General features: G+C 59.5%; 13 protein-coding genes. 8 read left to right on the forward strand and 5 right to left on the reverse strand.

Annotation, left to right across the window (positions count from 1 at the left end; translation table 11 throughout):
* The 4 genes from QIT27_RS05095 to QIT27_RS05110 form a co-directional block, all read right to left on the reverse strand.
* Complete coding sequence (locus QIT27_RS05095) at positions 1-2859, reverse strand: bifunctional diguanylate cyclase/phosphodiesterase (RefSeq protein ID WP_285263092.1); 2859 nt, start codon at positions 2857-2859, stop codon at positions 1-3.
* A 28-nt stretch (positions 2860-2887) separates the two neighbouring features.
* Positions 2888-4099, reverse strand: coding sequence for a porin family protein (locus QIT27_RS05100; protein ID WP_285263093.1), 1212 nt, complete (start codon positions 4097-4099; stop codon positions 2888-2890).
* A complete protein-coding gene (locus QIT27_RS05105) occupies positions 4068-4535 on the reverse strand; it encodes a hypothetical protein (protein ID WP_350338754.1) in 468 nt (155 codons plus the stop codon). The genes QIT27_RS05100 and QIT27_RS05105 overlap by 32 nt, the downstream gene beginning before the upstream one ends.
* Before the next feature lie 264 nt (positions 4536-4799).
* Positions 4800-5735: a glycerophosphodiester phosphodiesterase family protein gene (locus QIT27_RS05110; protein WP_285263094.1), complete on the reverse strand. Its 936-nt coding sequence runs from the start codon at positions 5733-5735 to the stop codon at positions 4800-4802.
* Positions 5736-5977: 242 nt separating this feature from the next.
* On the opposite strand from QIT27_RS05110, the gene QIT27_RS05115 reads away from it, so the two are divergent.
* On the forward strand, positions 5978-6667 hold the full coding sequence (locus QIT27_RS05115) for a VIT1/CCC1 transporter family protein (protein WP_285263095.1): 690 nt from the start codon (positions 5978-5980) through the stop codon (positions 6665-6667).
* Between the two features lie 35 nt (positions 6668-6702).
* Positions 6703-7101, forward strand: a complete 399-nt coding sequence (locus tag QIT27_RS05120) for a VOC family protein (protein WP_285263096.1) — start codon at positions 6703-6705, stop codon at positions 7099-7101.
* 2 nt (positions 7102-7103) lie between these two features.
* On the opposite strand, the gene QIT27_RS05125 is transcribed toward QIT27_RS05120, so the two are convergent.
* Positions 7104-7988 (reverse strand): LysR family transcriptional regulator, encoded by an 885-nt coding sequence (locus tag QIT27_RS05125; protein ID WP_285263097.1) that lies wholly within the window; start codon positions 7986-7988, stop codon positions 7104-7106.
* 123 nt (positions 7989-8111) lie between these two features.
* On the opposite strand from QIT27_RS05125, the gene trpB reads away from it, so the two are divergent.
* From trpB to QIT27_RS05155, 6 genes are all read left to right on the forward strand, one after another.
* Complete coding sequence (trpB, locus tag QIT27_RS05130; protein WP_285263098.1) at positions 8112-9329, forward strand: tryptophan synthase subunit beta; 1218 nt, start codon at positions 8112-8114, stop codon at positions 9327-9329.
* A 20-nt stretch (positions 9330-9349) separates the two neighbouring features.
* Complete coding sequence (trpA, locus tag QIT27_RS05135) at positions 9350-10168, forward strand: tryptophan synthase subunit alpha (protein WP_285263099.1); 819 nt, start codon at positions 9350-9352, stop codon at positions 10166-10168.
* 112 nt (positions 10169-10280) lie between these two features.
* Entirely contained in the window at positions 10281-10532 is a 252-nt protein-coding gene (locus QIT27_RS05140) for a type II toxin-antitoxin system Phd/YefM family antitoxin (RefSeq protein ID WP_062372637.1), read from the forward strand.
* Positions 10522-10806: a type II toxin-antitoxin system RelE family toxin gene (locus tag QIT27_RS05145; protein WP_089675540.1), complete on the forward strand. Its 285-nt coding sequence runs from the start codon at positions 10522-10524 to the stop codon at positions 10804-10806. The genes QIT27_RS05140 and QIT27_RS05145 overlap by 11 nt, the downstream gene beginning before the upstream one ends.
* Before the next feature lie 42 nt (positions 10807-10848).
* Positions 10849-11169, forward strand: a complete 321-nt coding sequence (locus QIT27_RS05150; protein ID WP_253018019.1) for a hypothetical protein — start codon at positions 10849-10851, stop codon at positions 11167-11169.
* Positions 11170-11216: 47 nt separating this feature from the next.
* The gene (locus QIT27_RS05155; protein WP_285263100.1) at positions 11217-12110 is read left to right on the forward strand and encodes a dihydrodipicolinate synthase family protein; all 894 of its coding nucleotides are present in this window, start codon (positions 11217-11219) and stop codon (positions 12108-12110) included.
* Positions 12111-12140 lie beyond the last annotated feature (30 nt).

Below are 12140 nucleotides of genomic sequence, written 5' to 3' on the forward strand. Positions count from 1 at the left end.
TCATCCTTTTAGTAGCTGCGCCAGGGGCAGGGGTTTGCCTACATAAAAGCCTTGTCCGTAAGCAATGCCGTACTCTTTTAAAATAGGCAGCAGTGCCGCCTGGTCGACAAACTCTGCAATGGTTTGTTTGCCAAACCCTTTGGCGATGTCGGCGATGGCTTTCACAATGGTATGGCTATCGGGATTGATCAATAAGCTGCGAATGAACGAGCCATCTATTTTGATGTAGTCCACCGGTAGCTGACCCAAGTAGTGAAAGCTGCTGAACCCAATGCCGAAGTCGTCCAGGGCCGTACGGCAGCCTAAATCGCGTACGGTTTGCAGCACGTTTCGCGCGGTCGAAAAGTCGGTGATCGCGGCGGTTTCGGTGACTTCCAGAATCAAATGGTGGGGGTCGGTGCCACTGCGCTGTAACTCGTCGGTCAAGTACTGTTTGAGCTCCAGGTCGTGCAGCGATTGCCCCGACAAATTCACAGCCAAGGAAATGCCCCGCGCTTGCAGCGTACCCAGGGCTTCCAGGCTATGTCGGAGGACCCATCGGTCAAGCGGCACGACCAAGCCGCTCTGTTCGGCAATGGCAATGAAGTGCTGAGGGGCGATCAGGCTGCCGTCCGGCGCGCGAAGACGCAGCAGCACTTCATAGTGCTTCATTGATTGGTCGAACAAGTGCACGATGGGTTGCACCATCAGTTCGAAGCTGTCGTTCTCCAGCGCGTGATGGAGCTGCTCGACCCAGTAAACGCGATCTTGTAGTTCGTCTTTGGCGTTCTCGGCCTGAGAGAGTAGATACCAGCGCTGGTGAGTGCTCTCTTTGGCCTTGTACATCGCCATATCGGCGCTTGCCAGCAGGTCGGCGGGGGTGCGGCCATGTAGAGGGAAAAGCGCAATGCCCATGCTGGCAGAAATATGGTGCTTTCGGCCTGCCGATTGAAAACCGATGCCGCTCAGTAGCTGGCTGATGTACCCCGCCATGCTAATGGCCTGCTCACTGCTGACGCCCTCCAGTAGCAGGGCGAATTCGTCGCCTCCCAGACGGGCGATGATGCTGCGCTGGCCAAGGTTCAAGAACAGCGTCTCGGCGACCTCACGCAGCAAGTGATCGCCGACATGGTGGCCGCTGAGTTCATTGATCTCTTTGAACTGATCCAAATCCAGCAGCACGATGGCCCCTTCGCTGTTCTTCAGCAGGGCGCTCTGCAGCGCATCCTGGAAATAGCGACGGTTGAACAGCTCGGTCAGCGGGTCGCGCTCAGCGAGCCAGGTCAGTCGCTCTTCGGCGGCTTTGCGTTCGGTAATGTCCAGCCCGACCGAAATGCGCAGCGCATCGTCTCGGGGGCTGACTGGCAGCACGGAGTGGTACCAGACCACGGTACAGCAGCGCTTGTCGGCGGTTTGCAGGATTTTTTCTTCCTGCTGGGGCGTGGTCAGGGCGGTATCGAGCGGCGCGTCTTTTGCAATGAAACGGCTTGGCAGCCCGGTGAGCGGGGCATGGTCAAAAATGTCCGCAAAATACCGGCCCATCAGTTCGCTATCTTTCAGCGCGAGCCGGGTGCGCGTGTACGCGTTGACTCGCTGAATGCGCCCCTCACGGTCGTGTACCACGATGAAGACCTGAGCGGTATCCAACAGGCTATTCACGAAGTCTCTTTCATGGGCCAGCTCGTCGATGCGCTCGGCAAGCTGGCTGCTGTGCTCGGTCACGCTGGACTCCAAGTGCTCGAGCTGGTTCGCCAGGGTGCGGGTCGCGTTCTCCAGGACATCGATCTCATTGGAGAGCCGAGGCGCGCGCTGGGGCAGCTTGCCTCGCACTCCCGTAAAGTCGCCTCTCGCTAGTGCTGGTAGCAGCGCGGCAACCCGGCGCAGCCGGGCCATGGGCCCGAGCAGAATCGCGAGCAGCAGCAGCTCGGCGGCCAGCCAGCCCACCACGCCGAGTAAGAGCAGCGTATTGGTGGCTTTCTGAATGGCCACGGTTTGCGCCGTGACATCGGAAATCAGTAGAAAATAGCCCGTGCTGCGCCAGTCGGCATCGTCCTCCATGTAAACGGCGCTGAGTTCCAGGTAGCGCTCCGCGTACGGCAAATTCAGCGGCCGCTCGGCCAGCTCCACGATGGGCGCCGTGAGGGCAGCGCGCTCCAATAAGGGGAGCGTGACCTCGCGGCTGGTGAGGGCAACCAAATGGCCGTTCCACTGTGCTATCCGGCGGCTGGCGTCCATGCCGGGCGTGCCGCTATAGCCCGTCACCATCAACGCGACTTCGCTGCCGGACACCTCTCTGGCTTCGCGGGTCACGTCGGCCAGCGAGCGGGATAGCACCACCATGCCAATGCTGCTGCCCTCCATCAAAATGGGCACGGCCGCATACTGCTGGCAGTTCAGCCCACAGCGTAGCGTGGTGATGGGGGCCTCGCGGGCGAGCACGTCCTCCACCCACCCCTCGACGGGGATATCCACCGCGCTTTGAATGCCGCCGGAGTGGCCGAGCAAGCGCCCTAGCGGATCGAAGACGAAGACCTCATCGATCCCCGCCTCCAACTGTAAAGAGGGCCACTGAGCGCGTAGGGCGTCGTCGATGGCGGTGGTGTCTCCCACGGCCAGCGCATCCACGAGGGGCGGTGCCGAGGCGGTCAATCCTGCCAGTTGACGCAGGTTGTTTGCTGAGCGCTGAAGGGCGAGCCGTATTTCGCGCTGCTGGCGCTCATGGTGGGCCAAGCGGCTACTTTCGAACTGCTGGGCAAGATGGTGATGCCCTAACCAAATGAACAGCGCGACCAATATCAGCAACAGCAGGCTGCTAAGCGCGGTGACCCGCCAGGCGAGACTAAACCGATGACGTGTTGGCAATGGTGAAAACCGATTCATCACGGCAGTTCCCGATCCGTTCAATGGGCTAGAAGCGCAGCGATAGTTGAAACAGCAGCATGTTCCAGTGTTGGCGTGTGGCGCTGGCCTCTGGGTTGTCTTGTTTCGGCAGCCACCCGGTGCCATCCACGGCGTGGTACTCACCCGCTAACATGAGCGTAGGCGTGGGTGACCACTGTACGCCCAGCGTGACGTCATCGGCGAACTGTGAGTGGGCTGGGCCGAGGCTTGCTTGTTCGTAACGCTGACCCGAGCGGTCATCGGTATTGTTGATCAGGCGATCAAAACGAACTAGCCCGCTCCAGCTAGGCGTGAAGCGATACTGATACTGCACGTACCAACTCTCGCCGGTGATATCGAACGTGCGCGGCAGGTTTTCGCCAGCCAGCGACTGCTGGCGTAGCGCGTATTCCGCCGTCAGGCTCCAGAACTCTTCGTTGTATTGAAGCGACGCAATCCAGGGCTGGAAATCGAAGTCGGCCGCTTGCCCGCCGAACGAGGTGTCGAGGTTCACCGTGGCGGTGCTTAGCGCCGCGACCCACTGGCCGGAAGGGGCTTCGTATAGCAGCTGGGCAATCGCGGAAGGCTCTGCCGCCGAGACATCGTTGGCCGCACCGTTGAAGAGCTGTCGCGTTAGCTCCGAGCCCGTTTGCGGGCGGCCGAGCCCGCTACGAAAACGCAGTGTGCCCGCGTCCATGTGCTCTTCCCAATAAAAGCTAACGCCGTCGGCGGCCAAGCCAAGGGCGCGGGTGCGGTCAAAATAGATGGATTGCGGCAACAAGATGCTGGGCCGGGTAAACGCCACGTCGCGGGTTTGGTTGTACAGGCCAAAAGGGTTCTTGAAGCGACCTAGCTGGACACCCAGCGTGCGCGAGGTGGTCGAGCGCATTTGGTAGTCGATCACCCCGTAATCCAGCGTCGGCACGGCATCCTCGGTATCGCCGCCGGCACGGCGGCTGAGCAGTTGGGCGGCCACCAGCACCTGACGGTGAGGGCGGTACGAGGCGTTCAGCCCCAGCTCGGTGAACTCCAGACTACCCGCGTGATCGCTACTGGCACCAAAAACGTCGTTATCATCGGTAATGACCAACGCCTGACTGAGAAAACCGTGAACCTGAAGCGTATCCCAGCGGCCTCCATCGCCATGGACGCTCAGGGGCAGCAGGGCCAACAGCCCTGTGGCTAGCCACGCCGTCGGCGCTCGGTATTCACTCCATTGAAATGACAAGGACGCTCTCATCCAAGTACTCCCTTTCAAGGTAACCCAGCGCACCCGGAGTGCCAGCGACCCGCTCACGCATCTCGGCTTGGTCGCGTACTCGGTTGGGGGCTTGCCCCATGCCGGAAAACACCATTCGATCCCACGCTAACTGTAGCTGATGGGGATAGACCCCCAGCTGCTCCTTGGTAAACCGGCCATGAACGGGATCTCGGTTAGGCAGCACGAAGACTTGGGCGGCTTGCCCATTGGGCCACGTGCGCTGGCGCATGGCGAACATGGCCCGCACCGTATCGCGGTGCACCTTTAGCGTGCCCACGGACGGGTGGGCAATCAACACGATCGTATCGGGTAATTCGTTGGGCTGGGCTGACGTCGTCACCAAGAACAGGCCGAGCGTCATTAACGCTGTCAGTGAAGCGCTAATGAGCGTGAGTCGCGGCCTCTTAAACGGCATGGCTCAAGGGGTACCTTGGCTTGCCGAACGTCAGGTTCATGCACCCTGTGGGGGTGGCCCACACGTTAGCTGTGAATGAGTGAATGACGTTTCTCCCTTACGGCGATCAACCAAAAAGATGAGTTAGAGAAAAGAGCTTATCGGCTTTTTTACGTAACGCAAGCAACAAAAAATGGCAAAAAGTGACAGGGCGCTTAGGGTAATTTACATCACCCCAAGCGCCCTTGCGCTGCGGCGTATCAACGTTGCCACTCACTTTCCGGCTTATTCGTTTACCAGTTCCAGCAGGCGGTCAGGGTAATCGGTAAACAGGCCATTGACGCCCAGTGCCATCAAACGCTTCATGTCCTTTTGTTCATTGATGGTGTACACGTGAACCGGCAGGCCATTTGCCTGTGCCTGACGAACAAACGCAGCATCGATCACGGGTTGGCCTTGGTAGGCGGCATTGGTGCCAATCCCCACGGCGTATTCAGCAATGCGCTCGAAATCCTCGTCACGGGTCGTGTCGGCCCCCGGCGTGGTGTCGTTCCACTCGGTGAAAGTGGCGTTATCTTGCTCGCTGGGGGAGTACCACAATAGTTGAATGAGCGGCACGTCTGGATTCAGGTCGCGCACTTTCAGCAAACTCTCCTGATCGAAGGACTGCACCAGGACGCGGCCTTGCTCGATCATGTCGTAGGCTTCCAGACGCGTCACCAGGGCTTCTTCCAACCCAGGGTTGAGATCGGGAGACTTGGTTTCGATGTAGTAACGGGTGGTATGGCCGAAATGATCGAAGAGCTCATCGAGCGTCAGGATCTGTGTGCCGCGATAATCCTCGTCCAAGCGATCAGGGTAGGCTTCATGGAACCACGAACCGGTATCCAACGCTTTCAGTTCGGCCAAGGTGTAATCGTGGATATGCCCTTCACCGTCACTGGTGCGCTCGATGGTGCCATCATGAAACAGGACTACCTCGCCATCGGCGCTGAGCTGTGCATCCAATTCCAGGTAATCCGCCCCCCAGCGGTGGGCTAGCTCATAAGCGGCCAGCGTGCTTTCCGGGGCGTGCCCGCTGGCCCCTCGGTGAGCAATGACCTGAAAGCGATTCAGATCATCGAGCTGTTCAGCTAGCGGGGTAGCGTCGGCTGCCAGGGCCAACGAGGAAGTGCTGGCCAGCAGAGTGAAGGTGGTGGTCCATAAATAGCGCAACGTCATCACTCCTTGTCGTCGAGAGAGGTATGACCTTACCTGTCTCACATGACAAACGCACGAAGTCGTGGGGCAGGCCACGATGATGATCTCGCCATACGACTAAACGACGTGAGGGAGCCAGTCACTGCGCGGTGTTAGGGGAGGCAGACAATATGCCTGCTGCGGTCGGGTCATAACCTGCTAGTTTAAAAAGAGGGCCGATGAACCATCAGCGCCACGTCACTCATCCAACGGATAGGATAGCCATGACCCATCAAGAACATCACCGCTCTCATCGCTCAGGCTGGTTAAGAGCCGCCGTGCTTGGTGCCAACGATGGGATCGTGTCCACCAGTAGCCTGATTTTAGGAGTGGCAGCGGCGTCAACTGCGCAAAATGAGATCGTGTTGGCGGGGCTTGCGGGGCTGGTCGCGGGGGCCATGTCGATGGCGGCGGGGGAGTATGTCTCGGTCAGCTCGCAATCGGATACCGAGCGCGCCGATTTGGCCATGGAGCGAAAAGCGTTAGATCACCATTTCGACGACGAGAAAGAGGAACTGGCCGCTATTTATGTCGAGCGAGGATTAACGCCAGATCTAGCCCGTCAAGTGGCCGATCAACTAATGCAAAAAGATGCCTTGGGCGCTCATGCCCGCGATGAAATCGGCATCACTGCTGTCAGCCAAGCGCGGCCGTTGCAGGCCGCGTTCTCATCGGCGGCAATGTTTACCCTGGGGGCACTGCTGCCGCTGCTCGTCGCTTGGTGGGCACCCTCGGTGCTGCTGATCCCACTGGTGGCCATGGCCTCGTTAGCGTGCTTGGCGCTGTTAGGCGCGCTGGCCGCCAAAGTGGGCGGCGCGCCGGTACGCACCGCTGCACTGCGTGTACTGTTTTGGGGAGCGCTGGCCATGGCGTTGACATCGCTCATTGGCCGACTGTTTGGCGTTATGGCATAACCGTTATATGTCCAACGCTTATAAGGAGAACGCGCATGCTGGCCTATACCATGGTGGGAACAAACGATCTCGCGCGTGCCCTGCAGTTCTACACGCCGCTGTTTAACGCTATGGGGCTGGATATTTGCTGGCAAGATGACAGCTGCGTCTCGTTTGGTGACCCGGACGATGTCAACGTGCCCCAATACTTCGTGGGCCACCCCTTCGACGGCCACGAGGCCACCGTGGGCAACGGCACCATGACCGCCTTTCAGTTCACCGACATCAAAGAAGTCGACACGCTGCACCACCTAGCCCTGGAAAGCGGCGGAAGCGACGAAGGCGCACCGGGCTTTCGACCGCAGTACGGGGAGGGCTTTTATGCCGCCTACGTCCGCGACCCGGATGGCAACAAGCTGGCGTTTGTGGTGTACCCGCACCGAGTAGGGCTCTAGCCCTACAGCTCTTTTCGCAACCATTTAGCCAGCGATTCGCTGCGGCGGGCGTTGGCGTGTTTGGACAGCCACAGGCAGAGCCTGGCCGGGGTTTCGATGCTGCCCCAAGGGGCGACAAGCCGTCCGCTTTTGAGATCATCTTCTACGAGTAGTTTCGGGGCGATGGCGACCCCTAGGCCCGCTACGGCAGCTTCTATGAGGTAGTACAGGTGCGCAAAGCCTTGGCCCTGTTGGAGGGCTGTTTTCAATGCGGCGGTTTCCAGCCCTTGGGCGTCTGCCCACTGGGGCCACGCTTGGGGGCGTGAGGCGGTGTAAAGGAGCTTGTTGGTAAACAGCGATGCGGGATGAGCGGCATCGCACCCATCCACCAAACGTGGGCTGGCCACGGCGCAAATTTCCTCAGACATCAGCTCAATCAGCTCGCCCTCGTCAGGCCACGGTGGCTCGAAAAAGGCCAGCGTTGCGCTGGTCTCCGGCTGGCCGGGCTGCTCAGAATCGCTCACTACCACCTGAAGTTTTAGCTCCGGTAGCGCCTGGTTTAAGCGGTCTAAACGGGGAATCAGCCAGCGGGCCAGCAGGCTGCCGGGGCAGGCCAGGGTAAACGGCGCTTCTTCCATCTCATGCTTGAGTCGGGTGCAACTATCCCTAAGCTTGGCGAAGGCTTCCCCCACGCCGTTTTGCAATTGCTCTCCGTGGTGGGTGAGTACTAGCCCCCGCCCGGCTTTGGCGAACAGGGCTACGCCAAAATGCTCATCCAGGCTCTTTAGCTGGCGGCTTACCGCGCCGTGGGTCACGCTTAGCTCATCGGCGGCGGCGGTTACGCTGCCTAGCCGGGCGGTGGCTTCAAAGGCGCGCAGAGCACTTAAGGGCGGCAGGCTGTGGTGCATGGGGGCCTCTTCAAATAGTTGCGTAAAACTCACAGGTGATTGCCATCTTATCGATTTTTCTTCCCGCCTGCCTGCGCTAACGTCATCACAACCCTAAATCGCACCCAAAACGCAGAGGTCGTGATGAACAAACCTTTAAGCCTACCCGATGCCAACGGGCTGTTTGGCAGTTTCGGTGGCCGCTTTGTCGCTGAAACCCTGATGCCGCTGATTCTTGAGCTGCAGGATGAGTACACCACCGCCAAAAACGACCCGGAGTTTCAGCGCCAGCTCGCCTATTTTCAGGGTGATTACGTCGGCCGCCCCAGCCCGCTCTACTTTGCCGAGCGGCTCACCGAGCACTTCGGCGGCGCGAGCATTTATCTCAAGCGTGAAGAGCTTAACCACACCGGCGCGCACAAGATTAACAACTGCATTGGTCAAGTATTGTTGGCCAAGCAGATGGGCAAAAAGCGCATCATCGCGGAAACCGGCGCAGGCATGCACGGCGTTGCCACCGCTACCGTGGCTGCGCGTTTTGGTTTGCCCTGCGTGATTTACATGGGCGCCACCGACATCGAACGCCAGCAGCCCAACGTGTTCCGCATGAAGCTGCTGGGCGCAGAGATCGTGCCGGTCACCTCCGGCACCGGCACGCTGAAAGATGCGATGAACGAAGCGCTGCGCGACTGGGTCACGAACGTCGACGACACCTTCTACATCATTGGCACCGTGGCAGGCCCGCACCCGTACCCGGCCATGGTGCGCGATTTCCAAGCGGTCATTGGCCACGAAACCCGCACCCAAATGCTCGAAAAACAGGGGCGTTTGCCGGATTCGCTGATTGCCTGCGTGGGCGGCGGCTCTAATGCCATGGGCCTGTTCTACCCGTTCATTAATGACGACAGCGTTCACATGGTGGGCGTGGAAGCAGGCGGCAAAGGCGTCAACAGCGGCCTGCACGCCGCCAGCCTGAACGGCGGCACCCCCGGCGTGCTGCACGGCAACCGCACCTACCTGCTGCAAAACGAAGATGGTCAGATTATCGACGCTCACTCGATTTCCGCAGGGCTGGACTACCCCGGTATCGGCCCCGAACACGCCTGGCTGCACGAGCAAGGGCGGGTCGAGTACGTTTCCGCCACCGATGACGAAGCGCTGGAAGCGTTCCAAATCTGCTGCCGCCAAGAGGGCATCATCCCCGCGCTAGAAACTGCCCACGCCCTGGCGGAAGTGGCTAAGCGCGCGCCGACACTTCCCCGCGAGCACCTGATGGTGGTCAACCTCAGTGGCCGTGGTGATAAAGACATGATGAGCGTGGCACACCACCTGGGCGATAAATTCGGAGTGAAAAACGTATGAGCGCGATACAGGAGAACGACATGACTAGCACCTCTCGTCTTGAACACTGCTTTACCGCGCTCAAGCAACAAAACCGCCCCGCGCTGGTCAGCTACCTTACCGCTGGCGACCCGGACGCCGAGACCTCCCGCCGCCTGCTGCACGGGTTGCCGGAAGCAGGCGTGGATATCATCGAGCTCGGCATGCCGTTCAGCGACCCCATGGCCGATGGCCCCGCCATTCAAAAAGCCGCTCTGCGCGCGCTGGAAAACGGCCAGACCCAAGCCAAAACGCTGGAGATGGTGCGCCAGTTCCGTGAGCAGAACAGCACCACCCCCATCGTGCTGATGGGCTACTACAACCCAATTTACTGCTATGGCGTCGAGCGCTTCTTAACCGATGCCGCCAAGGCCGGGGTAGACGGGCTGATCGTGGTGGATCTACCGCCCGAACACGACGAAGAGCTGTGCCAGCCCGCCGCCCAGCACGGCATCGATTTTATTCGCCTCGCTACGCCCACCACCGATGCCAAGCGCCTGCCCAAAGTGCTGGCCAACGCTTCCGGGTTTATCTACTACGTTTCCGTGGCGGGGGTGACGGGCGGCAGCGCCCCCACGCCGGAGCGTTTAGAAAGCGCCGTTAATCAGCTGCGCGAACACACGCCGCTGCCCATCGCCGTAGGCTTTGGTATTCGCACCGCCGAACAGGCCGCCACCATTGGCCGCTTCAGCGACGCCGTGGTCGTGGGCTCTGCGCTGGTAGATTGCATCGAACACGCCAGCAGCGGTGATGACGCCGTGATGCGGGTGCACGGGCTGGTGAAAGAACTGGCGGAGAGTGTGAGAGGGTGCAGACATTAGGCATCGCATCGTTGAGCAGTGAATGTAAACAGCGAACGCTTGGAGTAGTTGCAAAAAAAGAGCTAATATGAGGGCTAGAAAAGGAGCTTTTTTATGGCTTCAGGAGGTTTCCATGCACCAAGTATTAGCTAACTTTTCGGTCAGTATTTCTGAACTAAAGAAAAACCCTTCGGCACTGCTGAGCCAGGCAAGCGGTGCCCCCATTGCTGTGTTGAATCACAACAAGCCCGCCGCTTACCTTGTCCCTGTAGAAACTTATGAGGCGATGATGGAGATGCTGGAAGACTACGAGCTGGCCAAGCTAGTGGAAGAGCGTCGAGCCGATAAAGACAAGGCCGTCACGGTATCACTGGATGACCTATAAGCTACGCTTTTTGCCCGCGGCCTTGAAAGAGTGGGAAAAGCTTAGCCCACCCGTCAAACAACAGTTCAAAAAGAAGCTGGCTGAAAGGCTAGAAACCCCACGTGTGCCTGCCGATAAACTCAGTGGTTTCGATGCCTGCTATAAAATAAAGCTTCGAAGCGTAGGCTATCGTCTGGTCTATGAAGTAGTGGATGATGAACTGTTTATCTACGTTATTGCTGTGGGTAAGCGTGACAAAGGCAAAGTCTACGCGTCGCTAAAGCGCCGGATGTAATCCATCACCTATCGTGCAAATGACCACAAACAGAGGCAAATAATGGGCAAGCTCTTTTCATTGCTGGTACTGCTGGGGCTGGGCTACGCAGGACTCTATTTTTACTACGGCGTTGTGGTTGAGAAGGAAGTCGCGGAGCAGTTAGAAGCCCGTGGGCTGTCGTCGGTGAGTGTGGATAACGTCGAGTACGATTGGCTGGCCCCAGTGAGTGACAGCGCTTATGTGGCCGTCACGCTTGGCTACCGTGGCTCTCAAGCAGCGGTCAACATGCAGCTACAAGGCCACCCGCTGTTTTCTGATGAGGTCACGGTACAGCTCGATAGTCTGCAAGCGCTGCGCTTGGGCCTTAGCTTTGGGCAGTAGTCTTGAGTAGCCGTCTCGTGCAATAACTCCCCAAAAAGGACACCCCCATGTTTACCGGCCTGAGTGCGTTTCCGCTAACCCCCATGAATGAGCAGGGCATTAACGAGCAGGAGTTTACCCAGCTCGTGGCCCGTTTGGCCCAAGCGCAGGTGGATTCCATTGGCGTGCTGGGTTCTACCGGCAGCTACGCTTATTTAAGCGTGGAAGAGCGGGCGCGGGTGGCCAAGCTGAGTGTGGAGAGTGCGGCGGGGGTGCCGGTGGTGGTGGGCATTGGTGCGCTGCGCACCCGCGATGTGCTGGCCAATGCCGAGCACGCCCAGCAGGTCGGGGCAAGCGGCCTGCTATTAGCGCCTGTGTCATACCAAACGCTGACCGATGACGACGTGTTCAACCTGTTCAGCACCGTCAGCCCCGCCATCAGCGTGCCGCTGTGCGTGTACGACAACCCCGGCACCACCCACTTCACGTTCAGCGACGAGCTGCACGGGCGCATTGCCGAGTTGCCCCAGGTGCGCTCGATCAAAATTCCGCCAGTGTCTACTGACTTGGAAGATGCCAAAGCCCGCGTGGCGCGGCTGCGGGCGCTGATTCCTGATGATGTAACCATCGGCATCAGCGGCGACCCCGCCGCCGCGACGGGCCTGCTGGCAGGCTGCGAGGCGTGGTATTCGGTGATTGGCGGGCTCTACCCAGAACTAGCGCTGGCGCTAACACGCGCCGCCCAAGCGGGCGACGCCGAACAGGCTCAAGCCCGCTCAGACGCCTTAGCACCGCTATGGGCGCTGTATCATGAATACGGCGGGAGCCTGCGGGTGGCGGCAACCATTGCCGAACTCACTGGTCGCGCTAGCTCACCTTGCTTGCCCCAACCGTTGAACACCCTGCAAGGGGAAGCACGCCAACAGGTCGCAGCGGTGATTGAGGCGCTAGGCCTTCACTAAACCGCATCAAGCGAAGCGCACAGGGCTGGC

It is taken from the genome of Halomonas sp. LC1 (genome assembly GCF_030247125.1).
Lineage (GTDB): Bacteria > Pseudomonadota > Gammaproteobacteria > Pseudomonadales > Halomonadaceae > Vreelandella.

Coding starts and splice junctions, on each gene's coding strand:
- QIT27_RS05155 (WP_285263100.1), top strand. CDS start 11,217: ATGTTTACCGGCCTGAGTGCGTTTCCGCTAACCCCCATGAATGAGCAG.
- trpA (WP_285263099.1), top strand. CDS start 9,350: ATGACTAGCACCTCTCGTCTTGAACACTGCTTTACCGCGCTCAAGCAA.
- QIT27_RS05115 (WP_285263095.1), top strand. CDS start 5,978: ATGACCCATCAAGAACATCACCGCTCTCATCGCTCAGGCTGGTTAAGA.
- QIT27_RS05120 (WP_285263096.1), top strand. CDS start 6,703: ATGCTGGCCTATACCATGGTGGGAACAAACGATCTCGCGCGTGCCCTG.
- QIT27_RS05100 (WP_285263093.1), bottom strand. CDS start 4,099: ATGAGAGCGTCCTTGTCATTTCAATGGAGTGAATACCGAGCGCCGACG.
- QIT27_RS05105 (WP_350338754.1), bottom strand. CDS start 4,535: ATGCCGTTTAAGAGGCCGCGACTCACGCTCATTAGCGCTTCACTGACA.
- QIT27_RS05125 (WP_285263097.1), bottom strand. CDS start 7,988: ATGCACCACAGCCTGCCGCCCTTAAGTGCTCTGCGCGCCTTTGAAGCC.
- QIT27_RS05110 (WP_285263094.1), bottom strand. CDS start 5,735: ATGACGTTGCGCTATTTATGGACCACCACCTTCACTCTGCTGGCCAGC.
- QIT27_RS05150 (WP_253018019.1), top strand. CDS start 10,849: ATGGGCAAGCTCTTTTCATTGCTGGTACTGCTGGGGCTGGGCTACGCA.
- QIT27_RS05145 (WP_089675540.1), top strand. CDS start 10,522: ATGACCTATAAGCTACGCTTTTTGCCCGCGGCCTTGAAAGAGTGGGAA.
- QIT27_RS05095 (WP_285263092.1), bottom strand. CDS start 2,859: ATGAATCGGTTTTCACCATTGCCAACACGTCATCGGTTTAGTCTCGCC.
- trpB (WP_285263098.1), top strand. CDS start 8,112: ATGAACAAACCTTTAAGCCTACCCGATGCCAACGGGCTGTTTGGCAGT.
- QIT27_RS05140 (WP_062372637.1), top strand. CDS start 10,281: ATGCACCAAGTATTAGCTAACTTTTCGGTCAGTATTTCTGAACTAAAG.